Here is a 26,576-nt window from a genome sequence, read left to right on the forward strand (position 1 = left end):
GGTCTCAGCTTGCGCGTGTCGTCCTTTCCCCAAATAGCCGGGGAATATCCAATGCAGGCTGCGGCCGTTAGGCAATTGATCGAGCGTCGCTACGCGATCGTCCACGGAGCGGTTCCGGCAGTGGAATATCCGCATTTCTGTGTCGTCGATCCGGGCGGAAGGAAAGGGCCCAGTGCGGCGCTCGGATTTCGCGTCGCATCAACGGAGAGGCTATTCCTCGAGGATTACCTGGACGACCCCATCGAAGCGGTCGTCAGTTCCGCATTCGGCCGGGCCATCGATCGCCGTCGGATCGTCGAAATCGGCGCCCACGCATCCGATCGCAGCCGCGCAACGATCGCGCTTTGGGCCCGGACCGCGCGCCACCTCGACGGAGTGGCGGATGTTGCGGTGGCGGTTCTTACGGAACCGCTGCGCTCGATGTTCGCCCGCCTTGGGATTTCCATTTTGGAAATTTGCGATGCCGATCCCTCGCGGTTGCCCAACGGCGCTGAGAAGTGGGGCCAATATTATGACCAGTCGCCGCGGGTTTGCGCCGGCCTGATTGCGCCGGCCCGGCCAAAACTGGCCGGCTTCGACGATGGGCTTGTTGGAATCTGCGCGTGACCGGCCTTCTGAATAGCATTCGCGGCCATGCCGAGGCCGGCCGTACAAATCCGGCATTCGATGATGGCGTGCAGCCAATAGGCTGGGCCGGCGCCGCTGTGGCCATTGCCGGCGCCGTCACCGAGATCAATTGCCTTGGTTTCGACGGAAGGCCGGTCGGCCTGATTCTCGACCACTCGGCCGCAAGCGCGATGCTGCTCGTCGCCTTCGTGGAGTCGAGAATTCCGATCATCCCGCTGCCGCCCTATTTCAGCAGCGCCCAACGACTTGCTGCGCTCAATAATGCTGGTGCTGTGGCGCTTGTGACAAACTGCGCTTTCGACTGCGGGACAATCAAGCTCGACCTCCGATATCGCGAGGTAGCGAAGGCTGATCTTCCAAGCGGCACGGCGGTAATCAGCTTTAGTAGCGGATCGACAGGCATACCCAAAGGCGTATGCCTGTCGGCGGCGCACCTTATTGCTGTCGCCACTGCTGTCTGTGACCGGCTTGGCCGCGAAATGGCGGGGCGCCACCTGCCAATCCTGCCATTCGGAATCCTTCTCGAACAAGTGGCCGGCCTGTTTGCGTCGCTGATCGCCGGCGGAACATATGTTCCGCTGCCGGGAGAACAGGTCGGTCTGTCCGACCCCTTGCGGCCGGACTTGATGGCACTGATCGGGGCCATCGATCGGGCGCAAGCGACGTCACTGATCGTCGTCCCCGAATATCTGTCCGCAATCGTGGCGGCGATGGAGGTGAGCGGTGTTCGCCTGCCGCGATTGAATTTGGTTGCGGTAGGAGGTGCCAGTATTTCCGACGCCCTCTTGGGGCGGGCGCGGGCGGTCGGGCTGCCGATTTGCCAAGGCTATGGGATGACAGAGGCCGGATCGGTCATCACGCTAGAAGCCAGGATCGGCATTTCAAAGGGAAGCGTCGGCCGATCGATCGGCGCGCATCGCCTGTCCCTGGCCGATGACGGGGAGATCGTCATCGACGGTCCCCTGTTCCTCGGCCTGGTCGGGAATCCGCGCAAGCCCGGTCCATTTGCGACCGGCGATATCGGCCGTATCGACGAGGATGGCCAGCTCTGGATCGAGGGTCGCAAATCCAATCTCATCGTTACCAGTTTCGGACGGAACGTTTCGCCTGAATGGATCGAGGGGTTGCTGGCCGCCCAGCCGGAGGTCGCTCAGGCGATGGTTCGCGGTGATGGCGACGCCACGCTGGAAGCGCTCATCGTGCCAGCAGGACCGGCTGTCGACGTTCAGCCGGCCCTCGATCGGGTGAATGGCGCCCTTCCCGAATATGCCCGCGCTGCACGATTCCGGCTCGTGCCCCCGTTTACTCCCGCCAACAGACAGCTGACCGGCAATGGCCGCCTCCGGCGGGCGGCGATCAACCAAGCCTATCCCAAGGAGACAGAGGTGGTTCCATTCTTTCAACGACTGATCGCGGCAACGAGCGAGGACCAGGCGCGATTTGCGATGACTCCGCAACTGATTGCGGGCCTGACCGGCCAGATCAGCCGGGCCGACTATATCGCTTACCTCACCCAGGCATATCACCATGTGCGCCAGACCGTCCCGCTGATGCTGGAGGCGCGAGCGATCCTAGCGGCGCGCGGCAACATGATGCTGGCTAACGCACTCGACGAATATATCGTCGAGGAGACCGGTCATGAGGAATGGGTTCTAGACGACATTGAGGCCGCCGGGGGCGATCGCGCCATCGCAGCGCAAAGCGCTCCCAATCCGGCAACCAAGGCAATGGTCGACCATGCCTATCGTGTCATCCGCACCGGAAATCCGGCAGCCTTTTTCGGAATGGTGTTCGTGCTCGAAGGGACCAGCGTCGCCATGGCGTCACACGGTGCGTCCGCCGTGCAGCAGAAGCTTGGGCTGCCAAAGGCCGCGTTCCGATACCTCAATTCCCATGGTGCGCTCGACCAGGATCATATGAAATTCTTCGAAGCGCTGATGAACCGCATCGACGATCCGAAAGATCAGTCGGCGATCATAGAAATGGCCAAGGACATGTTCCGGCTATTTGGAGGGTTGTTCGGCGCTATCGAGCTGGAAGGGACCCGTCATGCGGCTTGACGGGAAGGCGGTCGTCCTCACCGGCGCCGCGGGCGGGCTCGGAAGTTTGCTGAGCCGCGAGTTGAAAGGCCATGGCGCGAAATTAATCGGCGTCGATCGCTTAGATTGCCTCGATTGCGACGAAACCATCATCGCCGACCTCTCCAGTGAGAGCGGAATTGCCGACCTGGGTGCGACGCTCGCCGCACGGCGGGTCGACATGCTCGTGAACCTGGCGGGGATGCAATATTTTGGCCCGTTCGAACGGCAGGATACGAGCAACATCTGGACAGGCTATGTCGTCAACCTCATCGCGCCCGCTACCTTGATGCGTTTCGTCCTGCCGCAGATGCAGGCGCGTGGCGACGGACAAATCGTCAACATCGGTTCCGTGATGGGTGCGGTGAACTATCCGCACTTCGCGACCTATTCCAGCAGCAAGTGCGGCCTGCGCGGGCTGTCGGAAGGGCTTCGCCGCGAACTCGGCAAGTCGCCAATTGCGATCACCTACATAGCACCGCGCGCGGTGCGCACAGGGTTCAACGACGCCACGGTGAATCGCTTCCTCGAAGTCGCCAAAATGCAGGTGGATGATCCGGCGAAAGTTGTTCGTCGGATCGCAAGAGCAATTGTCGACCGGCGCAAGGAAGTCACCCTTGGAATCGCCGAGCATATTTTTACCCGCCTAAACGGGATTTGCCCCCGCCTTATCGATGCAGGCCTTGAAGGCACGACTGCCAAGGCGCGGGCGCTATTTGCAAATTGACCAACGAAGCAAAGGATTAAGTGATGGTTTCCAACCCTGTTGTTGCATTTTTCGGTGCGCTGGCCATCGGCACGATGGCGATGCCGGCCCTGGCCGCGGACAGTGGCGGAATGGACGCCGATGTCATGCGCATCAACAATAGCTGGGCCCATATCCGCTACCAGATCAAGGATCGCGGCGCGCAGTTCCAACAGCTCGCCGCGCTCGAGAAGCAGGCACATGCGGTTACGCTGAAATATCCCGGCAAGGCGGAGCCGCTGCTGTGGGAAGGTATCGTCGTAAGCGAAGAAGCGGCCCGCGCTTCGACCCTAAAGCAACTCGGAGTAGCAACCCGGGCGCGCGATATCCTGGCAAAGGCATATGCGATCAATCCAAAGGTTGCCGATGGCGGCGCGGCGATGAGCCTGGGCGTCCTCTATTACAAGGTTCCAGGCTGGCCGATTGGCTTCGGCAGCACGTCCAAAGCGCGGACCTATTTCCAGCAGGCATTGACGCAAGATCCAAAGGGGCTCGACAATAATTTCTTCTATGGCGACTTCCTCGCCCAGGAAGGCGACAAGGTTCACGCCAGGCAATATCTGCAGCGTGCACTGCAGGCGCCGACCAACCCGGACCGACCGGTCTGGGACGCCGGGCGCCGAACCGAAGTCAGGGCCTTGCTGGCCAAGCTCGGCTAATGATTGAACGATGGAAGGCGCAGGCGGGGCTGGCGGTCGGCCGCCAGCTTCGTCACCCCAGCGGGGCGAGCGGCCGCCTTGTTGGAACAGTGATGCGCTTTGCCAACCGCAAGCCGATCCAGGCGGTTGTGGGCTCTCTGGACCTGCAGCCGACCGACCGGGTTCTGGACATTGGATGCGGTGACGGCTCCGCCATCGCCATGATGTCGCGGGCCAACCACGTCGTCGGACTGGATCAGTCGGATACGATGATCGCTGCCGCCTGGCGACGTAATCGAGCAGCGGTGCGATGTGGTCGCCTATCGCTTCGGAAGGGCGACATGATGGCACTGCCCTTCGGCCCCAAGGCATTCGATAAATTTGCGGCGATCAACATCCTTTATTTTTGCGACGACGTGCCCACCCTTATTGCCGGTATTCGGCGAATTGCCCGCCCCGATGCACGCCTGGCAGTGTACGTTACAGCCGCGGAATCGATGCACGATTGGGGTTTCGCGACGACTGCCACCCATCGCCATTTCACGCGCGAACTACTTGTGCAGGAGCTTGAACGTAGCAGCGTGCCCGAAAGTGATCGAAGCGTAGAGGAGATCGCTTTGCCGGGCGGCTTGACCGGCCTTGTTGCAACCGCCCGGATCAACCCACGCGACTAGCGGATCGCGGCGCAGCCAACGCGAACGCCTGCGCCTCCGATCGGTTGCGTCTGATGATCATCCGCGGCGGCGTGAATGATGATCGCCGAACCGTCGCTGTCGATTATATTGAGGCGGCCGGGCGCCTCTTCCAGGGAAAGATTGGGCGCGAAGACCTCGGCCGCGGCATGACCGTCCGCGCTGGCATAGATGTTCGGCAGATCGCCGAGATCGGTCTCCTGGTCATTGAGCAACCCATGGATGGACGTCGCGGCGCCCATTCCATGCACATGGCCGCCCGAGGCCTTGAACCCGGCATCTGCGCATGTTGCGACCGAATGAATGTGCATGCCGTGCCATCCCGGAGTGAGACCGGACACATCGACCTTGATAAGAACCCCGCGAGGAGCATTGGTCACATTGACCACGCCGATCGTCTTTCCGCCGTCGCCGACGATATCCGCGGTTCGCGAGACGGCCTCCGCATGAAGGGACGATGCCGACAGGAAAGCTGAAAGGCCAACAAGGATCGACTTATGCATGATGATCACTTCCTTTGAGGGACTCGTACATCGTCATGACGTCGCGGCCCGGATGACACCACAGGTGCGCACAGCAACGAGCGGCCGAGACTATTCGACAGCGCGAATGCGGGAGACGAAGGGAAGTCGGACAGAGGTACGCTCCAACTGGAACGGAGCATGAAGTCAACGGCTGTGGGCACGAAATAGCCGCATTGAGTGGAAAGTGCAGATTAGCCCGCGACTATCGCCGCCGCGACTCATCCCCCATCAATTAAGTGGTGGAATTGGCAGGCCACAAAATATTCCCACTTATGGCGGCGGAGGCGCGCCCTGCGTGCTTGGGTCTGGAACGGTCACGTAAACGACCGTGTCTCCCTCATATTGCGGCTGATAATAGGCGCCGCCGCAGTTGTAATAATTGTAGCCGTAATAAGCATAAGGCGAACAGCCTGGGGGCAATGAATAATATGCAGACCCGATCGCCGCAGCCGTCCACCCGGCCATTGCGCCGATAGCAAGGCCGGCGCCGAGCGGATAATCGCCCCAGCCGTCCCAATCGCCACCCCAGTCATTGTCGATGTTGATGTCGCCGGTATTGATATTGCCGGTATTGATATTGCCGTTGTTGATGCGATTGCCGCTGTTGTTGATTCCACCGCCCTGGCCCGGTCGCTGAACTCCTCCGCCAGCGCCGCCGGGGCGACCAACGCCGCCAGCTCCGCCGACACCGCCAACACCGCCGACACCACCGGGCTTGCCGACGCCGCCAGCTCCGCCGACACCACCGACACCACCGACACCACCGACACCACCGACACCACCGGGCTTGCCGACGCCACCTGCGCCACCGACACCGCCGACACCACCGGGTTTGCCGGGCTTGCCGACACCACCAGCGCCACCAACTCCGCCTGGACGCCCCGCTCCACCGACGCCGCCGGGCCGGCCAGCGCCGCCGACGCCACCAATGCCTCCGGCCCCGCCGGGTCGGGATGAGGCGACGCCTCCTCCCGCGGGCCTGGTTGTCGGCCGGCTATATCCGCCTGAAGGCCGGCTGTAGCTGCCACCACGACTGAATCCGGACTGGCCGTAGCCGCCCCGGCCGCCGCCGCCACCATAGCCGCCGCGACTACCGCCGCCGCCGTAACTCCCACGACTGCCGCTGCTGAAACCCCCGCGACTACCGCCGCCGAAACCGCCGCCACGGCTCATGCTGCTCGATCCGCCGCGGCTGAAGCCGCCGCCGCCGCGACCGCCGCCGCCGCCGCCGCGACCGCCGCGGGCATCGACTTCCTGAGCCATGAAAGCCGCGAGGCTCACGAAAGCGCTGAGCATAGCCACTCGGGATATCAAGCCGCGCATGTTACTCTCCCGTTCCCTGATAGGTGGCCATCTTGATCTGCTTGGCATTCGCGTCGGGGACAAAGGCGAAGTCGGCATCCGTGAAGGTCGGATTCATCTGCCATGTCAGGCGAGCGGTGAAGGTCGGCCTCGCCGGATCGGTCCGGTCGATGATCACCAGCTTGCGGGGCCAAGGCTGGTCCCCTTTCTGAATCCAGACTTCCCAGTCCACATCCGCTTCGCGAAACGCGAAATGATCGGTGGGCACACCGTCGATCGTCGCCGATCCGACCTCATAGGCAGATTTCAACGCCTGGATCCGGTCCGCATTGGAACCGTCGCCCCAGCGGAACAAGTCTTCCAATGGCAACCGGATTCCGAATTTGTTGTAGATGGTGTCCAGCACTTCGCGGTTGGTCGCTGGCGCCGGGACTGTAGAGTAATAGCCTAGCTTGGGCGAATAGACGGTGAAGGTCTTGCCATCGTAGATGAACCGCCGGCTCTTGATGTCGCTCTCGTAATCGATGACGAAGCCTGGCCGACGGATCTTGTAGCTGGTGGTCCCATCGAGCTGGATTCGCTGGCCGTCGTTGGTGACGACGTCCATGCTCCCCTGCGACGTGATCGCCAGCGTCTTGGCCGTCATCAGGAAATTGCTCATTTCCTTGAGCGCGTCGATTGCGCCGTCCTCAATGACGCCTTCGTTCGCGATTGGATCTTCGAGCGCGGATTGCGGCATGGCAGTGCCCGATTGCGGCGGCGTCTGCGCAGTGGTGCCCTGTGCGGTTGCGATGGCCAAGATCAGTCCGACCGCCAAAGGCGTAGAGCCGAGACGCTTCATGCGACATACTCCGTGCTGACACTGAGAGAGAGTTTTATTGCTGGCGCTGCAAGGTAGGGACGCGTCATAGGGAGCTCTCCCCGACAAATGGCCACAGCGGCCTATTCATGCGGGGAAAATACTCCCCGTCCGACCTTATCCAATCGGTACTTATACTGGTCCGAGCGAATTCTACGCCGCCGATGGTCCCGGCCCATTAACTGCGCTGTCCAAGCGGCCTTATGCGAGCTTTCGAAACAGCCGCACGATCGCCTCTTCGACGATGAGCATCGTGACGACGACGATGATCAGCCAGACCAGGCCATGGAATGCGCCCTCGAAGCGTACTCCGTCGCCGAAGGCAAAGGACAGGGCCTCGAGGATTACGAACTTCGACCCGAACAGCACGACCCAGGCTCCGAAGAAGCGCAGGAAGGTATTGAAGGCACCGGGCCTGTCTTTGAAGAACAGGGCAACCTGATGCTCGACCGCGATCGTCGCCTTGAGAAGAGCCTGCAACAGCACGGCTGCCAATAACGATACGGTGAACGAGTGGATGGAAACCTTGTCCGAATATTCATTGAAAAGATTCAATACGACCAGGTCGATGAGCGCACCCGTGAGATAGCGTATGAACAACCGCTGCCTGTCGGATGGCATCTCGGCAGTGGCCGGCATGAAGCCGTGGATTTTGTCTGACATGGCTTCAATCCTCCTGCTAGCGCTGCCTTCCGAAATATGTCCGCAGTCAACGCGTTGCGGCTGCTGTCGCCGATTGCGGCTTTTTGCTCCACACCAGGATCATCATCCCGACTGCAAACGTGCAGGCGAGCGCGAATTGCAGAAGGCGAGTAATCCACACGCCCGACGATGACGAAGGGTTGGCTATTGCCGTGCTCAAGATGATCAGGGCGGAATTGCACGTCATCAACGCGATTGCGGCTCCCGGCCCTCCTTTTTCGATGCGGATGGCAAAAGCGACCGCAATCAGAAATGTGACGAGGCCAAGCGTGATAAGCGAGGGCATCACCGCCAGTAATATGTAGGCCACCAGCCCGATCAGACCGCCGATGAGGTTACCGATCATCATAGCCAGACCCTGCATCGCGCCCTGACGAGGGTCGAAATTGGCGACGAGCAGGACCGTTGTAACCAGGACGGGTAGCGCGTTCGCCAGTCCCAAAAGCAGGTAGACCAGCATCACCGGCATTACGACCGCCGTGCCGACCAACGCAGTCTTTACGGGTGAATCGGTTGATGAAGCTCCGGGCGGAGCGCCCCGAGGCGCGACTTTGGGCCAAAGCGCATACATGCACCACAGGGTGATAACGGCCACTGTCATTCCGCGCACCATCGCCAGCGGCATCACTCCCGCCTGGGCCGGAGCGATGATCGCGATCACCGGGATCGTCGAAATGCATAGCAATAGAAACGTCGCCTGCAGCTTGGCGCGTCCGCGCGCCATGGCGGTGAAGGCCATGAAAACGATCAAGCCAAGTGCCCCGGCCAAGACTTGAGGCGCTTCGCTAAGCAGGGACGGCAGGATGAACGCAATCAAGGCCGATCCACCCATCACGGCAACCAGCGCCAAACCCAGCTTAATGGGGGGGCAGAAGGGCAGGTTGGCGGCCAGGACCGCGAACAGCACCGGGGCCAGCATCGTCGGCGCCCATCCCATCGCTTCGGAAAGGACAAACGCAATGGTAACTCCAACGCCAAACCGGAGAATCGCCTGAATCCGGGCCATGTCGATGGGACTGCCCGCCATTCCGCTAAGGGCGATGGCCTGGCTCATCGCAGGTAACTCAGCAGGGCGATTATCCGCATGTACAGCCTGCCGATTGGGTTCAGGATCGAGCCGCCGTCGGTGAATACCATGACATTGGCCTGAGCTCCGCTACGCCCGAACGCCAGCGCCGCCGTTCCGTCGTCGGTCGGCGTCAACACGATCCGGACGGGAAAGCGCTGCGGTTCGCGCAACCAGCCATTGGCTGCCTGGACATCGGGCAATTGCCCGGTGGGAGCTTCGCCGCCCTGGGCGATGCCCCAGCCAATGCTATCGACGCGCCCCTGGAACAGCTTGCCAGGATTGTCGTCGAGGGCGACCACTACTTTATCCCCGGGTTCCAAGTTTCCGAGTTGGTTTTCGCGCATCGCGGCCGAAATCCAACGCGGTCCATATTCGATGAAGCTGAGAAGCGGTTGGCCTTGATTGACATATTGGCCGGCCGACAAACGGAGGTTTGTGACTACGCCGTCGGCAGGCGCGATTACCGTCGAGTTGGTGAGGTTGAGTCGTGCCTGCTGGATGGCCGCAACCGCCTGCTTCACATTTGGGTTATCGTAACCAGCTGCTCCTAGATTTTGCCGCGCGCGTTCAAGTTCCGCCTCGGCCTTTTGGACGTCGGCTTGTGTCTTTGAAATATCGGCGCGGGCCCGGATGGCCTGGGTTTCGGCCAATGCGCGCTGGTCAACCAGGTCGATCACGATCTTGCCAAGCTGCCGGCTTGCCGCGAGATCGACGCGTTGCTTTTGCAGTGCAGCCTTCGCTACCCCGATCTCAACTGCTGAAACCTCCGCTCCCTGAAGCGCAACCGCGAGATCGGCTTCGGCCTTGCGCAGCGCAATCTGGAATGGCTCGGGATCCACCCGAAACATCACCTGGCCTTTTTTGACCGGCCCGTTGTCCTTGACCCCGACTTCGATCACCTGCCCGGTCACTTCCGGCGCAATCTGTACGAGCAGAGTGTCCACCGTTGCTTGAGAAGTGTAGGGCGTGATCCGGTCGGCCGCGACGTGGTAAATGTACAGAAGCAGGAGCACGCAAAGGGAGATCAGGATGATCTTGCGGGCCGGGTTCGCGGGCGCCGCTGCTACGACCTGCTCTGAATCCGCCACTGCGACCTCGCGAGTATCTTCGGGCGCTGTCATCTTGGTTGCGCCGCGGCCGTTTTGGCTCCGCGTTCCTCGATGACCATCGCGTCGACCTGATCCACCCAGTCACCTCCCAGCGCTCGATACAGATTGGCCAACGCCCGATAGGTGTCTCCGCGCGCTTCAGCGAGCGTAAGCTCGGCAGAAAATAGGCTGCGCTCCGTATCGAGTACGTCGAGATAGTCCGAATAGCCATTATCATAACGTATGCGCACCAATGTCACGGCCTGTTTCAAAGACTCGACGCGACGATTGACCGATTGCTCCAACTCGCGCGATTTCTGCACGGTGATGAGGGCGTCCTCGACATCGCGAAATGCATTTTGAATGGTGAGTTCATACGCGGCGAGCGATTGTTCACGGCGGGCCACGGCCTGGTCCGTCGCTGCCTTAATGCCGCCACCAGTATAAATCGGGCCTGCGACATCTCCGGTGAATGTCCAGGTGCGCGCCGTGCCGGTGAACAGATTTCCCAGGGAATTGCTTGCCAATCCACCAATGCCGGTAAGGAAAATTCGCGGAAAGTAGAGCGCGCGGGCTGCTCCGATCAGGGCATTGCTCGCAATTAATTGCTGCTCGGCTGCTAGGATGTCCGGGCGCCGGGTCAGCAATTCGGCAGGAAGGCTCGGCGGGACTGCCGGCGTACCCAGGCTACGCAATTTACGTCCGCGCTCGATGGGGCCTGGATTGCGGCCCAGCAACACCGACAGCGCACTTTCCTGAACGCCAATTAGTCGTTCCAGGTCGGGAACTGCGGCGGCGGCAGACTCATATTCCGCCTGCACCTGCGCCATTTCGTAATCGGAAATGTAGCCGCCTTCGAGCCGCTTGCGGAATATAACTACCGACTCCTTGCGACCCGCGAGCGTATCTTTTGCGACCTGCAGGCGGTCATCGAGATCGAGCAATGTTACATAGCCGGTGATTACCGACGCGACCAAGGTCAGGATTACCCCGCGGCGAGCTTCAGTGGTAGCGAGTAGGTTGGCGCGAGCTGCTTCGGTCTCACGTCGGATGCGGCCCCAAAGATCGATTTCCCAGCTGGACGTTAGCAGCGCGCCGAAGCTCGAGCTGAGCGGGCTGGAACCGGGCGGGAATGGGATCCCTATCTCCTCACTGGTGCGCTTGCGGCTACCTGACACGTCGTAGCCGATCTGCGGAAACGCCTGCGATCGAGTTCCCATGAGTATGGCGTCGAATTCTTCGACCCGGGCCGTTGCTATGCTCAGATCGCGATTGTTGACGATGCATTCCCGGATCATTCCATCGAGAATTGGGTCGTCGAATGCATTCCACCAAGCCGCTGAGTCCGGATTTGATGCTGGCGGGAGGCCACTTTCTTCGAAGCGGTAAGCGGGAGGAATTTCAACGACGGGTCGCTGATAGTCTGGTCCTTGTGTGCAGGCTGCGGCCCCGCTCAAGCAAAGGATGGTTGCGATGTAGCGCGCACCCATCTGTGGGCGACCAAGCCCCACCACTCCTTATCCCCGGCACCCGGTAGGCAGCAATCGCAGGGGCAAGGCTTTGGGCTGGCCTATACAAGTAGCGCGAAAGTGCTGCCTCGGAATTACAACTCTACGCACGCGAGCCTCCTTGCATGCTGAACAGTTAGGTTGTGTTCCAGGCAACGAATATCAGGGAAGACCCGGAGTAGAGTCGACCGAAACATGCATTCGCTGCCCATTCGCAAGCGGGACCAGAAAACGGCCGGCGAACCAGGCGGCTAAGTCTGGCCTGACTTGCAACGGGATGAGCATGGTCGGCGTCGTCAGTTCGACCGTTCGCAGGTCCAGCAGGGAAGTAAGCGCATTTTTTGTTGGCGGCATGCAAGGTAGCCGCGTGCTTGGGGCTATTCTGCCAAATCGCCGTCAGATTATTTCCCCTGCCGGCAATATATCAGGGTTTATGCTGATGGTTTGGGACGCCCGCGCGGCGGATCAGCATCCCATCAGTCTTGGGGAAACGAACATGGCAATTCCCGTATGGCGGAAGCTAATACTTGTCGCGGGCGCGGTTCAGATGGGGTTGGCGGGCTGCTCGACACCCGGACGGCTACCCGCCGTTCCAACCGCATCGATCCCACAGGCCAGCACGGGCCTCGGCCAGATTCGCTATTTGGTTGCTCGCGAAACCGATACCTTCGCGGCTGACGCTTATGTGGCGATGCAACGGGAGCAAGGTTGGCTCGCTAGCCAGGGGCAGACCGGGCCGCTGCCGCCGGCCTACTATCTCGCAATATCGGGGGGCGGCGACAACGGGGCATTTGGCGCCGGACTTCTGAACGGCTGGACCGCCGCCGGGACGCGCCCGGAGTTCAAGCTTGTCACCGGGGTAAGCACCGGATCACTGATCGCGCCGTTCGCATTTCTCGGGCCGAAGTATGATTACGTGCTCGAACGAGTTTACACGCAGACGTCGCAGAAGGACATTTTCAAAAAGCGCGGCATGATCAAGGGCTTCTTCGCCGATGGCATGGCCGATACTTCTCCGCTCGCCAGCATCATCGCATCCTACGTCAACCAACCGTTCCTCGACGAGATCGCTGCCGAATATGCGAAGGGGCGCGTGCTTCTAGTTGGGACCGCAAACCTCGACTCGCTGGAGCCGGTCATCTGGAACATGACCGCGATCGCGGCCAGCAAGGATCCACGCTCACTCGGACTGTTCCGGAAGATCCTGCTTGCCTCCGCGTCCATCCCCGGCGCCTTTCCGCCCGTCATGATCGATGTTGAAGTGAACGGCACCCGCTATCAAGAAATGCATGTCGACGGTGGGACCATGGCGCAGGTATTTCTGTTTCCCCCGTCAATCTCGGTCTCGCGTGTCGCCAAGGTCGAGCGCAAGCGCGTCGCCTATATCATCCGCAATGCCCGGCTCGACGCCGACTGGGCCAGCGTTGAGCGCCGGACCTTGCCGATTGCCGCGCGTGCAATCGGTTCGCTGACAACGACGCAGGGAATCGGAGATCTGTACAGGATCTTCAGCACTACCCAAAAAGAAGGAATCGACTTCAACCTCGCCTACATTCCGCGAACCTTCAACGTTCCTCATACCGAGGAATTCGACACCAATTATATGCGGCAGCTTTACGCGACCGGTAGGCAAATGGCTGAAGCCGGCTATAATTGGCAGAAATATCCGCCGGGTTATGAATCGCCTCGGGGGGCGACCGAGCCCAGCGGCAAATAAGCGAGGTTCAGTATGCGTGAGTCCGCGACCGCCTTCCTCATCGCGGTCGCGGCCACGGCCAGTTCGCCAACCTGGGTCGGGCGCTTCACGACCGCGGGCGCTCCTCCCGCGCCATGGGCAATGATTCCTTTAAAGGGCGAGAAGCCGACCTCTTATCGCGTCACAACGGTAGAGGGGAGAATGGCTGTTGAGGCGCGAGTTGACGGTAGCATGTCGCTGCTAGCCCGACCCATCAACGTCGATCTTGCGGAAAAGCCTGTGCTCTGCTGGCGCTGGTATGTCGACGCTCCGGTGGCCAAGGCCGACATGACCCGCAAGAGTGGAGATGATTATGCGGCCCGGGTCTACATTGCGTTCGACATGCCCGACGAAGTCCTTTCCGGCTCAACCAAGTTCAAGCTGAAGATTGCCCGAAGCATGTTCGGACGATCCGTCCCCGACGCCGCAGTGGTTTATGTCTGGGATAATAATCATCCGGTCGGCACCGCCCGCAGGAGCTCCTACACGGATCGTTCGCAGCTAATCGTCGCCGAAAGCGGAGAGGGTAGGGCGGGAACATGGGTTACGAAGCGGGCCGATGTCGGTGCCGACTTCGGTCGCGCCTTCGGCAACAAGCCTGGAAAGCCGATCCAACTCGCGGTCGCATCTGACGGCGATAACACCAAGAGCAAGGGCCGGGCCGCCTTTGCCGACATTCATTTCGTTGAGCGCGGCCAGCCCTGCGCATTCTAGACCTAGGGATTTGTCCCGATGGAGCGCGGCTGGGCAGGATGTAAGGCTTCTTTCGTACCGCAATTAGGGGTCTGGGATCCGGACCTCGGTCCAGCCAGACGACGAAGGAGCTTCACCGCCATGACCCAACGTTCAGCCAAAAGGGCTATTTCCTGTGCTGCCGTTTCGGCGGCCCTTTTCCTGACAGCAACTCCCGCCATTGCTCAAACCGTGGATCATGCCCCGGTCAACCTGCCTGCATCGGCGCAAATGAATCAGGACAAGGCGGGAAGCGAGTCCTGGACTTACGTCAATCCGAACGCCAACTTCACGACATATCGCCAGGTCATTGTCGATCCGACGACGGTCTACACAGGCCCTGATGCGCAGTTTGGCGACATCAGCCAGGACGACCGGACCAAATTTGCCGCAATCATGACGGACGAGCTTCAGTCCGAAATCGGAGCGGCCTTTCCTGCCCCGTCAGGTCCTCCCACTGCAGACACGCTGCGTCTTCGTGTCGTGCTGCTCGGCGCCAAGAAGACGGTGGGCGGGGTCGCAACTGCTACGCGCGCGACGCCTATCGGTCTTGGTCTCAACGCGTTCAAAAGCGTGATTGGGAAAAGCGGCACGATGACGGGCTCGCTACTGTTCGCGGTCGAAGGCTATAATGGGAAGACGGGCGAATTATTGTTCACCGCTGTCCGCCGGCGGACCCCCGATCCGCTGGACATTCCCGCGACCTTTTCGACCAGCGATACGGTGAAGGCGGTAGCCCATGATTTCGCCGAAGCGGCCGTCAAGAAACTGCAGAATATGATGGGCACAAGCCCAGCGCCGTAGGGCCGGCGAGTTCCGCGATTGGGCCGGTGGCGAATCCCCACCGGTCTTATCATCACTTGGGGAAAAGCAGGGTTGTGACGAACCGGACACCCCAGTCCGGGCCGAATTTTGGACGTGCGACATAGTAGCGGCCGCCCAAGGTGAATGAGACAGGCTGCCTGCCGATACGCACCAACTGCGCCACCGTTACATTGATCGGCACCGACCATTGTTTTGTTTTCCAGTCGTAAGTGCTTTCGGTGTTGAGGCCATAAGTGGTGGCCCGTTTAGTCGTGTAGGCCAGGAATGGCTGGAGAAAAGTTGAGCTGACGTCCGGGCGGGCGTCGGATCCCGCCACCGACCAGATGTGATTGGCCAACAAGCCGATGGTCGTTGGCCCGAACTGTTTCAACACGACGAACGTCGGGCCGGCACCCCACTTGTCGCTCGTGGTATATTTGCTGGTGCCGCTTGGATAGAGAAACACCGGACCAGCGCCCCAAATTATTCCTCCCGCGGTTGGCTTCTTGGGCGAATAGAAGAAGCTCTGCACGGTATCCCCAAGCCCGAAATCGCTAACGTCGTCGCCTCGCAGGTCGGTTTGGAAGATGACCGGCACGATCGTCCGGACGATTAGGTTGGCGTTTTGGGTTATGCCGATCGGAACCACCGGCTGAATATTGAGCGTCATCTTGTCGCCGCTGTCCGTGAGGCCGACGCCGAAATCCAGGTTCGCCTGGAACGGCACGCTGATCAGCGAGGCGACGGGGTTCGACAGCTTCTTGGCCAGGGACTCGGCGTCGTCGGGCGAAGTTGCCGAGGCCTGGGGCGCTGAGGGAGCATTGGCTTGCTCTGCGGGTGGCGCATCCTGCGCGGCAAGCGCAGGAGTTGCCAACAATGACGAAAGTATCGCGGCGACCAGTTCAGTAGGTCTTTGCATAAAGCTGGCCCCGTTCGCTTCCTGATAGAACCAGCCTGCACTCGCAGGGCGAGATCACCATTGGGACAATTACCTATCGATGCTCCAGGGCCCCTAGGGTTAATGAGTAATGGTAGACCCTGAATCAGCATGACTCTGGGGATGAATTGGTATATTAACATACGTTATTCACTAAGTTTTGCGGCATAGGCGCTTGATAATTAGGCCAAGTAGGTTGCGTCCCGACTTTTGATCATTTCCTTAAGGCAACGGGGGCGTTGTTGATGGATCATGGTGTGGACCTCCCGGCGTCGGTAAATTCCGTTGAGATCGACGTTCGCCATTGCGTGCGCGCTGAGCCGCCAATGCACTTACTTGATGAGGGCCTGGCTGACGTTTCTGCACCACATGACTCTCGCGCGTTTCGCGAAGACCGCACTTCGGTAGCGGGATCGAGCCTTATCGAAGAGGCATGGATTTCCGATCAGGGTATGGAATGCGATCGTTACCTTGAACATCGCCTGATGGCCCAGGAATATGAAGGATTGCGGATGGGCCGCGAATTGCACGATTCAACTGGGCAGCTGCTGCTTTCGCTTAGGCTTGGAATCAGCCACCTGAAGCGTGCGCATGATGCCGGCGAGTCCGAAGAAATTCTGGAAGAGATCAGCGAAACCGTACGGCAGATCGACCAGGAAATTCGCGCATTCTCATACCTTCATTATCCCGCCGAGCTAGGTCAAGGTGGGCTTGTTGCGGCACTCAATACGCTTGCGCGAGGATTTGGCGATCGAACCGGTCTGAAGATCGTTTTCAAATCCATCTGCAATCGGGCCATCGCCAATGGTGCAGCTTCGATTGCGCTACTGCGAGTGGCGCAGGAGGCGCTGATGAATGTGCATCGCCATGCCTGCGCTGGATTGGTCCGAATGTCGCTGCTCGAGCATGGCGGCATGCTTCAGCTCAGTGTTCAGGATGACGGTCGGGGTATGCCGACCGCGACAAGCGAACTGGTATCCAAGGGGCTTGGGTTGCCGGGAATGCGACACCGGGTTGAACGCCTTGGCGGTCAATTGTCGATCCGACGACTGAAGCAGGGCACCAAGCTGATAGCGAGCGTTGCAATCGACTAGCGTGTGAAGCCGCCGCGTTTAAATCATTCGGTGAAGATGCGGCATTCAGGGACCTTAGGCCTGCACAATGTTGTTGCGGATGGCATAGCGGACAAGATCGGCGGTCGTGCGCAACTTGAGCTTGTGCATTGCGCTTGCGCGGTGAGTTTCGACGGTCTTCACGCTGATGCCTAGGATCTCCGCGATTTCCTTGTTGATGCGTCCCTCGGCAATCTGCTGGACCACCTCGCGTTCGCGATGCGTAAGGCTGCTCGCGCAGGGTTGCGGCTTGGTCTCAAGGAACTTTTCCAGGAGCGTTTCCGAAATGGCGTTCGAAAAATAGGGGCGGTGGATCGAAAGCGCGTCTAGCGCCGCGATCAAATGCGGCTCCGTATCCGACTTGAGCACGAACCCACGAACGCCGGCCCGCAACACATCCATGATGATCTCTTCGCGATCATGCATGGTGTAGAGCAGGATTTCCATTCGCGGGAAGGTCCGCTTGAGCAGGTGAGCGAGGTCGAGGCCGTTTAGCTCCGGCAGCGAATAGTCAAGGATGGTTATGTCGGGATTGGTTTCCTGCGCTATCGCCAGGGCAGCCCGGCCGTCAGCCGCTTCCCCGACCACCTGGTAATAAGGCTTGCTTTCGACAAGCTGACGTACGCCACGCCGTACCGCGCCGTGATCGTCGACAATCATTATTCGTCTGATCGGACTGGTCATCGCATTGGCAAACCCGTCTTATTCTTCGTCATATGCAATCTCGTAACCTGCGACACACCCAGCGCTATCGGGATAAACCCTTCCTCCTTAGCTGGCGACGCCAGTTCAAATGATGCTTTCAAATGGCATTAACTCCGATCGGTCGGAACGTAGGGTGTTTTCCCGATTGGCGGTCGAAATGCGAGGAACGATAGTGTTCTCGTTCGCCCAGCCAATCCGCGAAAGGTGGTCCCCTTGGCTCAGGAGATTGAACCCGCGTCACCACTGATTGGAGGAGATGCGGGAACCGAGCTTGCTTCCAACCGCACCGCAATGGCGTTCGATCGTACTGCCTTGGCCAGCGATCGAACGTTGATGGCGATGGTCCGCACCGCACTGGCGCTGATCGGTTTCGGTTTTACGATTTTCACATTCTTCCATACGTTGGCGGAGAAGTATCTCGAATTGCCGGCCGAGGCGCCGCGGCGCTTTGGAGGGGCTTTAATCATTCTAGGAATCATTCTCCTGTCGCTCGGCATCCTCAATCATCGGCAGGAAGCCCGGGAACGACGGAGCCGGAGACAAAAGCTGTTCGAAGAGAAGCTCCTCCACCATCCCGAGATCGTCAAAGTATCGGGCACGATGGTCGTTGCCATTCTGCTGCTTCTCGTCGGGCTAGTCGCGATCTTGCGGATCATCGCCAAGGCTGGTCCACTCTAAACTGAGGAGTGCGCGCAGTGGACGCTAAGGAGCTGATGCCGATCGTCGCTCAGGGCGCGCTGTGCTTGATTATCGCGTCGATTGGCTTGCAGGCCCAGCCGCGAGTCGTCCTGGCAGCGATGCGCAATACGAAATTGGTGCTGAAGGGCCTTCTTGCGGTGAACATTGTCGTACCCGTTATTGCCCTCATCATCTGCTCGATCCTGCCGATTAATCCCTTTGTCAGGGCCGGAATCGTCATCATGGCGGTTTCCCCGATGGCGCCATTGGTACAGATGAAGATGTGGAAGGGCGGGCTCGATACATCGCATGCGATCGGCCTCTATGTTGCGCTGATCTTGAGCGCGATCCTGTTCGTGCCGGCTACGCTGGCTTTGCTAAGTGTCCTGTATCCAGGTGAAGTCTCCATATCAGTCGAAGCGGTCGCGAAGATGGTTGCTATCACTACACTTCTTCCTGTGGCGGTGGGCTTGGCGGTCAGCAACTGGGCGCCCGGATTTGCTCGACGAACTGCCCCGTTTGTCATGATCTTGGGTTTCATCGCAGTCGGATTGCTGGCGGTGCTGATACTCTATAAGGAAGGCGGTGCCATTCTCGGGCTGATCGGGGACGGGACATTGCTGGCTATCGTCGTGACCGTGGCCGCCGGGCTCTTGGCGGGACATTGGCTCGGCCGGCCAAATCCCGCAAACAGCGACGCGCTAGCGATGGCGGCAGGTACCCGCCATCCGGGCATTGCCGCACTGATCGTCCATGCGAATTTCAACGATCCTCGCGTTATGTTGAGCGTGCTGCTTTTCCTTTTGACGGGAATAGTCATGACCGTGGGGTACCTGGTCTGGCAAACTCGGCGTCAGCGAAACGGCGAGCATGGCAGCGCGGCTACCTAGCCCGCTAGCGGCCAATCACTCACATTTAAATTGTTTCGGGGTTTACCCCGATGATGCTGCGGGCCGCTGTTCACTAACCTCCTTTCAACTTTGGATTCGTCGCAATGGAGGGAGCATGTTTAGGAACCTGGGGCTGGCAATAACGACGGCATTGATATGCACCTATCCCACTGGCGCTTCGGCGGCCGAGTTAGCGTTCGCGGATGCAAGCTCAACCGAAGCTGCTGGAGCAGTGAACGACTCAACCACTTATGTTGAGGCCGCCGAAGTTGGCAATTCAGTCGCTGACAGCGTCGCTGCCGCGTCGTTGGCCGCCGCTTCCGCTACCGAGGGGCCAGGAAGCGACTGGGAATTTGAGGTCACGCCCTACCTATGGGCGTCCGGCATGAAGGCGGATATCAAAACGCCGCAAGGCGAGGAGGCTCATGTCGACGACTCCTTCTTCGACATCCTCGGCGATCTCAAATTCGCACTCATGAGTACGTTCGAGGCGCGGCACGGCCGTTTCGTTACGGCCCACGACCTGTTTTACATAAGCTTGGGTAGTTCCGCTGACGGACGCATTGGCCCGATACCCGTTGAAGCCGACGTTGACGAAAAGCTTCTCCTGACGACCCATCTTGTGGGATATCGCGTGGTCGACAAAGGGCCGATGTCGCTAGATCTCATGGCGGGCGCGCGAATTGTATCGCTAAAGGTGGACGTCAAGCTCAGCGGGCCACTCCAGGAAATCAAAAGAGAGAATTCGGGAACGAAGGTAGGCCCGATGATCGCTTCACGTTTCCGAACGCCGCTTGGCGGGAAATGGGCAGCCTCGCTTTATGGCGACGTTGGCGGATTTGGCGTGAACGACTTCAACTCGTGGCAGCTGTGGGGCACGATCCAATATGAAATTAGCGATCGCTGGCGACTTGCCGCAGGTTGGCGGCACTTCTCGGTCCGAAAGGACAAGAATGATTTCGAAGCGCATGTGAAGCTTGACGGTCCGACCTTCGGAGCGACCTATAGTTTCTAAGGGTGTGGATGACGGGCCGTATCGGGCTTTTCCCGGATGGGCGTGGCCGTTAACGCATTCATAATGGGTGCAATAGCCTCGACGAGGAGGATGGGGGCATGCACGGGATCAAGCTCATGCTGGCGGTGCTGGCGCTGACGGCTACGGCCCCGGCGAGCGCAGCGAAGCTTCCGCCTAGCTGGGATGGCCTGGTCCAAGTCAAGGCCAAGAAGCTTGCGGCGGTTTACCTGCTCCCTAACGCGGACTTCCGCGCCTATTCCAAGGTCATGCTCGATCCAGCCCAGGTTGCCTTCGAGAAGAATTGGGCGCGCGACTATAATAGTTCGACAATGACGCTTGGCGGGCGGGTAACGGACAGCGAGGTTCAAAAGGCCATCGCGGATGCCCAGGCGGGACTGAACAAGATCTTCGCGGAAACCTTTGCCAAGCAGGGCTATGTCGTCGCGACCGCACCCGGACCCGACGTTGCGCGGGTCACTTTCGGGGTGATTGACCTAGCGGTCACGGCACCTGACGTCGGAATTGGAATGGGCGACACTTTTGCCGTCGATGCCGGCGAAGCAACTTTTGTAATCGAAGTGAGGGATTCGATAACCAACCAACTACTCGGCCGCGGGCTCGATCGGCGCGCGGCGGGTGACAATGGCCCCGGATATCTCCGCACTTCGGTCAGTAATCGCGACGACTTCGAGCAGTTATTCGAAACCTGGGCGAACATCGCTGCAAAGGGGCTGATTGAGCTCCGCGCGTCATCGCCCGTCAATACGGACGGGATTCGCAAGCAATAGGCGAAACCCATCCGAGCCCCCGCACCGGAGCTGTCCCCTCCCCACCCGCAGCTTCGGTGACGGGGGCTAGTCGTTTCGAACGCAGCGGAAGCCGATATGACTGGCGGAGGAGTCGATCGGCTGCGGATGGCGTGCCGCAGGGCGGTATCGGCGGCAATAACTTGGCGCGCACAGGTGGGAGCCGCCCTTCAACGTCTTGCGCGGAATGGCTATCGCATCGCATCGGTCGTGGCTGTCGGACCGTGGTCCGCCGCGTGGATTGATCGGGATACAGCACGGCTTGTCCTTCGCCGCGGGATGGCGGGCGCGGAACCAGTCGTCGGTCCATTCCCATACGTTGCCGATCATGTCGAAAAGCCCGAACGCGTTGGCGGGATAATTGCCGACCGGTGAGGTTCGTTCATAGCCGTCGGTCAGGAGGTTCTGCCATGGGAACTCGCCCTGCCAGACGTTGGCCATCTGACGCCCCTTGGGCTCCAACTCATCGCCCCAGGCGAATTCATGGTCGTCCATGCCCGCCCAGGCCGCATATTCCCACTGTGCCTCGGTCGGCAGGCTCTTGCCGATCCATTTGGCATAGGCGTCGGCATCGCCGTGGGTAACGTGGACCACCGGGTGGTCCATCAAATCGGCGATACCGCTATCGGGCCCGAGAGGATGTCGCCAATCAGCGCCGAAGCAGAACGTCCACCACTGGGACCAGTCCGTCGTGTCGACCGGGAATTCGGTCGGCACAAACAGCAGCGATCCCGGCTTCAGCATTTCAGGAAGCGCACCGGGATAGTCCTCCGCAGCGGGTGCAATCTCCGCCGTTGTGACATGTCCCGTCGCTTCAACGAATGCAGCGAACTGCCGATTGGTGACCAGCGTTCGATCGATCGAAAAGCCGTCGACCCGAACCGGATGCCGCGGCGCCTCTTCCGGATAGTGGCGATCCGATCCCATGTGGAACAGTCCACCCTCGATCCGGACCATATCATCGCCTGACTCGACGTCGGTCGGGTGCGTGGAGGATTGGGTGAACATGGCGGAGCATCATCGTACAACCGGGTGCCAAGGGTATAGGGAAAATTCCCGATCATCCGGCCCAACCACTCACACGGTCCAAGGATTCCAATAGGAACGGGTTGCAGGCTGCACCTCCGTATAGTTCCCATCCGGCCTACGGGATTAGCCTGATAAAAGCGGTGAAATTGAGGTGCTAGGCAAAACCCAGCCCAACATGATTTCGCGCCTGTCATGGAGAATGACGCATGACCAGTCTCCGTCCCCGAATTTATATCCTGGGAATCATCCTTTGTATTGGAACGGCGCCACTCAACGCGGCTCCACCCAAATCCGGAACAACCATGCCCAAGTCGGCCGCTCCCAAAATTGTCACGAAGGGCATTGTCGACCCTGACTCGGTGGCGGCGCTGAAGCGAATGAGCGCTTATCTAACGTCGCTCAATACGGCGGCAATTACGTCCGAAGGCAGCCTGGACGTTGTCACCGATGACGGGCAGCGGATCCAGCTCGACGGCGTAACCAAATATAAGCTCCGCAAGCCGAACGGCTTCGTTATCGACTATGTCAGCGACGCGAAGAGCCGCCAGTTCATTTATGACGGCAAGCAATTCACGGTCTACGCGCCGAAACTGGACTTTTACGCGACGGTTCCAGCTCCTCCCACCAACCGGGAGGTGCTCGATACCATCTACAAGCGATTTGGCATCGCCCTGCCGCTTGAAGACCTGTTCCGATGGAACGATCCAAATGGCGTTCGTGTCGACTCGCTCAAGTCCGGCTACCTTGCCGGCACCGCAACGCTCGATGGCGTTGAAACCGATCATTACGCCTTTCGCGAAGCGGAAGTTGATTGGGAAATCTGGATCGACAAGGGCGATCGCCCGCTTCCGCGCAAGGTCGTAATTGTCGATCGGACCGATCCGGCCAATCCAACCTTTATCGCGCGCCTAAACTGGACCGTGAACCCGGCCTTCACCGACAGCGATTTTGCCTTCACTCCCGATAAGGATGCGAAGCGAATTGAACTGGCGGTCTATGAGGAATCAGGAGAGTAAAATGCGCAGCACGGTTTCCCGCGTCGCAGCGATCGGCGCATTTGCAAGTCTTCTCGCCTTCACCGCTGCTCAAGTCGACGCTCGTGGCGGCGGCGGCCGCGGCGGATCGACCAGCATGGGTCGTGGCGGTGGTGGTGGCGGCGGCTTCAACCGAGGCGGTGGCGGAGGAGGCGGTGGAGGCTTCAATCGAGGCGGCGGCGGCGGCGGCGGCATGAATGCCGGCGGTTTCAGCCGCGGCGGGAACTATAGCAGCGCTGGCGCCGGGAATCGCGGAAATGTCAACGCCGGCAACGTCAATCGGGGCAACGTTAACACCGGGAACATCAATCGCGGAAACGTCAACACCGGCAACATCAACACCGGCAATATTAACCGGGGAAACATCAACACCGGAAACATCAACACCGGCAACGTCAACGTCAACGTCGACAACAATTATGGCTGCTGTCACGGCGGCTGGAACGACTATCCAGTCGGTGCAGGTCTCGCTGTTGGCGCGGTTGCCGGCATGACGGCCGCGGCTATCGGTTCGCGCTACTATGCGCTTCCCCCGGCCTGCTCACCCTATCCCTATAGCGGTTTCACCTATTACTCATGTGGCGGGGCATATTACAAACCCACCTATCAGGGCGATACGGTGGTCTATGTCGTTGTGGACAAGCCCTGAGCTGCCGGATCACATTCAGGCCCTGAGCTCGGCGGCCTTCATTTCCGCTTCGCGCTGCATGGTGCGGACTAGTTGGGCCATCCCGCCGAGATATTGGGGAGGGACCCACTGGTCGCGATAGTCGGCGGCCGCCGCGGCGCGCAGCGTCCACATCGGGTCGATCAAATGCGGCCGGGCCAGCGCCACCAGATCGGCTCGGCCGGCGGTAAGGATTGCGTTGGCTTGGTCGGGGTCGGTGATGTTGCCGACCGCCATGGTAGCGAGCTTTGCCTCGTTTCGAATCTTGTCCGAAAAAGGCGTCTGGAACAGGCGCCCGTAAACCGGCTGTGCATCGGCCCAGGTCTGGCCGGCCGAGACGTCAATCAAGTCGGCGCCGGCTTCCGCGAACGCTTCGGCGACGAGCACCGCTTCATCAGGGGTAACCCCCTCCCGGCCGGCCCAATCGTTGGCTGAAATACGAACTGACATCGGCTTGTCCGCCGGCCAAGCCTCGCGCATCGCCGCGAACACTTCGAGCGGAAAGCGAAGCCGGTTCGCCAAGCTGCCGCCATATTCGTCAGTGCGCCTGTTCTGAAGCGGGGTAATGAAGCCCGACAACAGATAGCCGTGTGCCGCGTGTAATTCGACCATGTCGAAGCCGGCTTGCTGCCCCATACGCACGGCGGCAACGAATTGATCGCGAACATTGTCCATGTCGGAGCGGGTCATCGGACGCGGTTGCTGGTTGGCCGGCGCCCAGGGAACGTCAGAGGCTGCAATCAATGGCCAATTGCCTTCGTTCAGCGGCGCATCGGCTACTTCCCATCCGAGCTGGGTCGAACCCTTGCTGCCCGAATGCCCAAGCTGGAGGCAGATCTTGGCCTTGCTGTTGGAGTGAACGAATTCGGTGATCCGTCGCCAGGCCGTAACATGGTCCTCTTTCCACATGCCAGTGCATCCGGGGGTGATCCGTCCCGAGGGCGAGACGCAGGTCATTTCAGTGAAAAGCAGGCCCGCACCGCCCTGAGCCCTCGCACCGAGATGAACAAGATGGAAGTCGTTGGGCATTCCGTCGGTCGCCGAATACATTGCCATCGGGGAGACGACGATGCGATTCTCAAGCATCATCTCACGCAGCTTGAACGGCGCGAACATTGGCCAAGCATTCTTGGCCTTTCCGGTTGCCCGCTCCCAAAAGGTCCGCTCCGTCCCCTCCAACCAATTGCGATCGCGGAGGCGAAGGTTTTCATGGCTGATGCGCTGGGAACGGGTCATCAGCGAATAGGCGAACTGCCAGGGCTCGAAGTCCAAATAGCGCTCTACGGTTTCGAACCATTCAGTTGAGTTACGTGCGCTATTCTGAAGCTTCAGCACCTCAAGGTTTCGCTCAGCCTGATATTCAGCGAGCGCTTCCATGCGGTCGAGGCCGGGACGGTTAAGAACCTCGGCCAGCTTGATTGCATCTTCAAGCGCAAGCTTGGTACCCGAACCAATCGAGAAATGGGCAGTATGAGCGGCATCGCCCAGCAGGATGATCTTGTCATGATGCCAGCGCTCGCAAATGATCCGGCGAAACTTCAGCCAAGCTGCGGAACCGCGTAGATGCGCAGCGTTGCTAAGTAACGGCTGGCCATCGAGGTATTTGGCGAAGATCCTTTCACAAGTTGCGATCGCCTCGGCCTGATCCATCCGATCGAACCCCAGGCCGGTCCAAGTGCTTTCCGAACATTCAATGATGAAGGTCGAACAGTCGTCGGCGAAGCGATAGGCGTGGGCCCAGATCCAGCCGGCCTCTGTCTTCTCGAAGGCGAAGGTGAAGGCGTCGAATGTCTTCGGCGTTCCAAGCCAGACAAAGCGATTGGCGCGTTCCTGAATGTCTACGCCGAGACGCTCGGCATAGGCTTCTCGGAACCGGCTGTTGATTCCATCCGCGGCAATAACCAGGTCCCAGTCTCGCCAGCTAGTGAGGTCCGGATCGCATTCCGTTTCATAGTGGATGTTGACGCCCAGATCGCAGGCTCGGCCCGCCAAAATCTCCAGCAAGCGTTTGCGGCCGATGCCGATGAAACCATGGCCCGACGAGCGGACGCAGGTCCCATGGATGTGAACGTCGATATCATCCCAATGCGCAAATTCGTCTGCAATAATTTGGCCGGACACCGGATCATTGGCCATTAAGTTTTCGACTGTCTGGTCGGAAAAGACGACGCCCCAGCCGAAGGTGACCCCCGCGGCATTTCGCTCGAACACATGCACTTCGTGACGGGGATCGCGAAGCTTCATCGAAATGGCGAAGTAAAGGCCGGCTGGGCCTCCGCCGATGCAGGCAATTTTCAAGCTCGTCCCTCCCGGAATATTCACCATCCTAGCGACCCGTGGTGGCGGATGCACCCGCGATTGAAATGTCGCCGATTCGACTCGGCCCCCGGATGATGGGTTTGCCGAGTCGCATGCAAAGGAACTCGACTGAAGGGCAGATTTTCCCAAAGCGGGACGCTTGGCCCACAATTTTTTCCACAAGCTTTGGGTCGACCGGAATCTTCGTTGAATCGGGGTCGGCTGCTTACCGCGCTCCGTTAACCTTTCGCTAACCTAAGTTATAAATTTAACACGAATTAACTTTTCACCTATTACGTGAA

The 26,576-nt window shown here is 59.8% G+C and carries 26 protein-coding genes; 15 read left to right on the forward strand and 11 right to left on the reverse strand.

Annotated features, from left to right (window positions below; all coding sequences use genetic code 11):
* The first annotated feature begins 51 nt into the window (after positions 1-51).
* The 5 genes from LVY65_RS09065 to LVY65_RS09085 are packed head-to-tail and all read left to right on the forward strand — an operon-like array spanning position 52 to position 4,762.
* A complete protein-coding gene (locus tag LVY65_RS09065; protein ID WP_235067725.1) occupies positions 52-606 on the forward strand; it encodes a thermostable hemolysin in 555 nt (184 codons plus the stop codon).
* The gene (locus tag LVY65_RS09070) at positions 603-2,687 is read left to right on the forward strand and encodes an AMP-binding protein (RefSeq protein WP_235067726.1); all 2,085 of its coding nucleotides are present in this window, start codon (positions 603-605) and stop codon (positions 2,685-2,687) included. Before LVY65_RS09065 ends, LVY65_RS09070 begins: the two co-directional genes overlap by 4 nt.
* Positions 2,677-3,432, forward strand: a complete 756-nt coding sequence (locus tag LVY65_RS09075; RefSeq protein WP_235067727.1) for an SDR family NAD(P)-dependent oxidoreductase — start codon at positions 2,677-2,679, stop codon at positions 3,430-3,432. The genes LVY65_RS09070 and LVY65_RS09075 overlap by 11 nt, the downstream gene beginning before the upstream one ends.
* 23 nt (positions 3,433-3,455) lie before the next feature.
* The gene (locus LVY65_RS09080; RefSeq protein WP_235067728.1) at positions 3,456-4,109 is read left to right on the forward strand and encodes a tetratricopeptide repeat protein; all 654 of its coding nucleotides are present in this window, start codon (positions 3,456-3,458) and stop codon (positions 4,107-4,109) included.
* Positions 4,109-4,762 carry a class I SAM-dependent methyltransferase gene (locus LVY65_RS09085; protein ID WP_235067729.1) on the forward strand — a complete coding sequence of 218 codons (654 nt, stop codon included), beginning with the start codon at positions 4,109-4,111 and terminating at the stop codon, positions 4,760-4,762. Before LVY65_RS09080 ends, LVY65_RS09085 begins: the two co-directional genes overlap by 1 nt.
* Here LVY65_RS09085 and LVY65_RS09090 read toward each other — a convergent pair.
* The 7 genes from LVY65_RS09090 to LVY65_RS09120 form a co-directional block, all read right to left on the reverse strand.
* Entirely contained in the window at positions 4,759-5,283 is a 525-nt protein-coding gene (locus tag LVY65_RS09090; RefSeq protein WP_235067730.1) for a superoxide dismutase family protein, read from the reverse strand. The two genes, LVY65_RS09085 and LVY65_RS09090, sit on opposite strands and share 4 nt — an antisense overlap.
* A gap of 291 nt (positions 5,284-5,574) precedes the next feature.
* Positions 5,575-6,567, reverse strand: coding sequence for a hypothetical protein (locus LVY65_RS09095; protein WP_235067731.1), 993 nt, complete (start codon positions 6,565-6,567; stop codon positions 5,575-5,577).
* A gap of 61 nt (positions 6,568-6,628) precedes the next feature.
* Positions 6,629-7,447: a DUF2092 domain-containing protein gene (locus LVY65_RS09100; RefSeq protein WP_235067732.1), complete on the reverse strand. Its 819-nt coding sequence runs from the start codon at positions 7,445-7,447 to the stop codon at positions 6,629-6,631.
* Between the two features lie 219 nt (positions 7,448-7,666).
* Entirely contained in the window at positions 7,667-8,128 is a 462-nt protein-coding gene (locus tag LVY65_RS09105; protein ID WP_235067734.1) for a hypothetical protein, read from the reverse strand.
* Positions 8,129-8,174: 46 nt separating this feature from the next.
* Positions 8,175-9,221 carry a DUF2955 domain-containing protein gene (locus LVY65_RS09110; RefSeq protein WP_235067735.1) on the reverse strand — a complete coding sequence of 349 codons (1,047 nt, stop codon included), beginning with the start codon at positions 9,219-9,221 and terminating at the stop codon, positions 8,175-8,177.
* Positions 9,218-10,357, reverse strand: coding sequence for an HlyD family secretion protein (locus tag LVY65_RS09115; RefSeq protein WP_235067736.1), 1,140 nt, complete (start codon positions 10,355-10,357; stop codon positions 9,218-9,220). Before LVY65_RS09115 ends, LVY65_RS09110 begins: the two co-directional genes overlap by 4 nt.
* Positions 10,354-11,814 carry an efflux transporter outer membrane subunit gene (locus tag LVY65_RS09120; protein WP_235067981.1) on the reverse strand — a complete coding sequence of 487 codons (1,461 nt, stop codon included), beginning with the start codon at positions 11,812-11,814 and terminating at the stop codon, positions 10,354-10,356. The genes LVY65_RS09115 and LVY65_RS09120 overlap by 4 nt, the downstream gene beginning before the upstream one ends.
* Positions 11,815-12,328: 514 nt before the next feature.
* On the opposite strand from LVY65_RS09120, the gene LVY65_RS09125 reads away from it, so the two are divergent.
* The 3 genes from LVY65_RS09125 (at position 12,329) to LVY65_RS09135 (ending at position 15,103) form a co-directional block, all read left to right on the forward strand.
* Positions 12,329-13,549: a patatin-like phospholipase family protein gene (locus tag LVY65_RS09125; protein WP_235067737.1), complete on the forward strand. Its 1,221-nt coding sequence runs from the start codon at positions 12,329-12,331 to the stop codon at positions 13,547-13,549.
* 12 nt (positions 13,550-13,561) lie between these two features.
* Positions 13,562-14,281, forward strand: coding sequence for a DUF3047 domain-containing protein (locus LVY65_RS09130; RefSeq protein WP_235067738.1), 720 nt, complete (start codon positions 13,562-13,564; stop codon positions 14,279-14,281).
* A gap of 120 nt (positions 14,282-14,401) precedes the next feature.
* Complete coding sequence (locus tag LVY65_RS09135) at positions 14,402-15,103, forward strand: DUF3313 domain-containing protein (protein WP_235067739.1); 702 nt, start codon at positions 14,402-14,404, stop codon at positions 15,101-15,103.
* Positions 15,104-15,155: 52 nt separating this feature from the next.
* On the opposite strand, the gene LVY65_RS09140 is transcribed toward LVY65_RS09135, so the two are convergent.
* Positions 15,156-16,022, reverse strand: a complete 867-nt coding sequence (locus LVY65_RS09140; protein ID WP_235067740.1) for a hypothetical protein — start codon at positions 16,020-16,022, stop codon at positions 15,156-15,158.
* A gap of 344 nt (positions 16,023-16,366) precedes the next feature.
* On the opposite strand from LVY65_RS09140, the gene LVY65_RS09145 reads away from it, so the two are divergent.
* A complete protein-coding gene (locus LVY65_RS09145; protein WP_235067741.1) occupies positions 16,367-17,134 on the forward strand; it encodes a sensor histidine kinase in 768 nt (255 codons plus the stop codon).
* Positions 17,135-17,188: 54 nt separating this feature from the next.
* Here the strand turns inward: LVY65_RS09145 and LVY65_RS09150 are convergent, their stop codons facing one another.
* On the reverse strand, positions 17,189-17,812 hold the full coding sequence (locus LVY65_RS09150) for a response regulator transcription factor (protein ID WP_328282508.1): 624 nt from the start codon (positions 17,810-17,812) through the stop codon (positions 17,189-17,191).
* Positions 17,813-18,070: 258 nt separating this feature from the next.
* Between LVY65_RS09150 and LVY65_RS09155 the strand changes: the two genes are divergently transcribed.
* The 4 genes from LVY65_RS09155 to LVY65_RS09170 all read left to right on the forward strand — a co-directional run bounded on the left by LVY65_RS09155 (position 18,071) and on the right by LVY65_RS09170 (position 21,228).
* Entirely contained in the window at positions 18,071-18,535 is a 465-nt protein-coding gene (locus LVY65_RS09155; RefSeq protein WP_235067744.1) for a DUF202 domain-containing protein, read from the forward strand.
* A 17-nt stretch (positions 18,536-18,552) separates the two neighbouring features.
* Entirely contained in the window at positions 18,553-19,425 is an 873-nt protein-coding gene (locus LVY65_RS09160; protein WP_235067746.1) for a bile acid:sodium symporter family protein, read from the forward strand.
* A 232-nt stretch (positions 19,426-19,657) separates the two neighbouring features.
* A complete protein-coding gene (locus LVY65_RS09165) occupies positions 19,658-20,440 on the forward strand; it encodes a hypothetical protein (protein ID WP_235067748.1) in 783 nt (260 codons plus the stop codon).
* 98 nt (positions 20,441-20,538) lie between these two features.
* Positions 20,539-21,228, forward strand: a complete 690-nt coding sequence (locus LVY65_RS09170; RefSeq protein WP_235067750.1) for a DUF3313 family protein — start codon at positions 20,539-20,541, stop codon at positions 21,226-21,228.
* A gap of 66 nt (positions 21,229-21,294) precedes the next feature.
* Here LVY65_RS09170 and LVY65_RS09175 read toward each other — a convergent pair whose 3' ends face one another.
* Positions 21,295-22,254 (reverse strand): formylglycine-generating enzyme family protein, encoded by a 960-nt coding sequence (locus LVY65_RS09175; protein ID WP_408021983.1) that lies wholly within the window; start codon positions 22,252-22,254, stop codon positions 21,295-21,297.
* 227 nt (positions 22,255-22,481) lie between these two features.
* Between LVY65_RS09175 and LVY65_RS09180 the strand changes: the two genes are divergently transcribed.
* Together LVY65_RS09180 and LVY65_RS09185 are read left to right on the forward strand one after the other, a co-directional pair.
* The gene (locus LVY65_RS09180) at positions 22,482-23,291 is read left to right on the forward strand and encodes a DUF2092 domain-containing protein (protein WP_235067751.1); all 810 of its coding nucleotides are present in this window, start codon (positions 22,482-22,484) and stop codon (positions 23,289-23,291) included.
* 1 nt (position 23,292) lies between these two features.
* Positions 23,293-23,958: a pentapeptide repeat-containing protein gene (locus LVY65_RS09185; protein WP_235067753.1), complete on the forward strand. Its 666-nt coding sequence runs from the start codon at positions 23,293-23,295 to the stop codon at positions 23,956-23,958.
* Between the two features lie 15 nt (positions 23,959-23,973).
* On the opposite strand, the gene LVY65_RS09190 is transcribed toward LVY65_RS09185, so the two are convergent.
* A complete protein-coding gene (locus LVY65_RS09190; RefSeq protein ID WP_235067754.1) occupies positions 23,974-26,274 on the reverse strand; it encodes a bifunctional salicylyl-CoA 5-hydroxylase/oxidoreductase in 2,301 nt (766 codons plus the stop codon).
* Between the last annotated feature and the right edge of the window lie 302 nt (positions 26,275-26,576).

Source organism: Sphingomonas cremea (assembly GCF_021502585.1).
Classification (GTDB): domain Bacteria; phylum Pseudomonadota; class Alphaproteobacteria; order Sphingomonadales; family Sphingomonadaceae; genus Sphingomicrobium; species Sphingomicrobium cremea.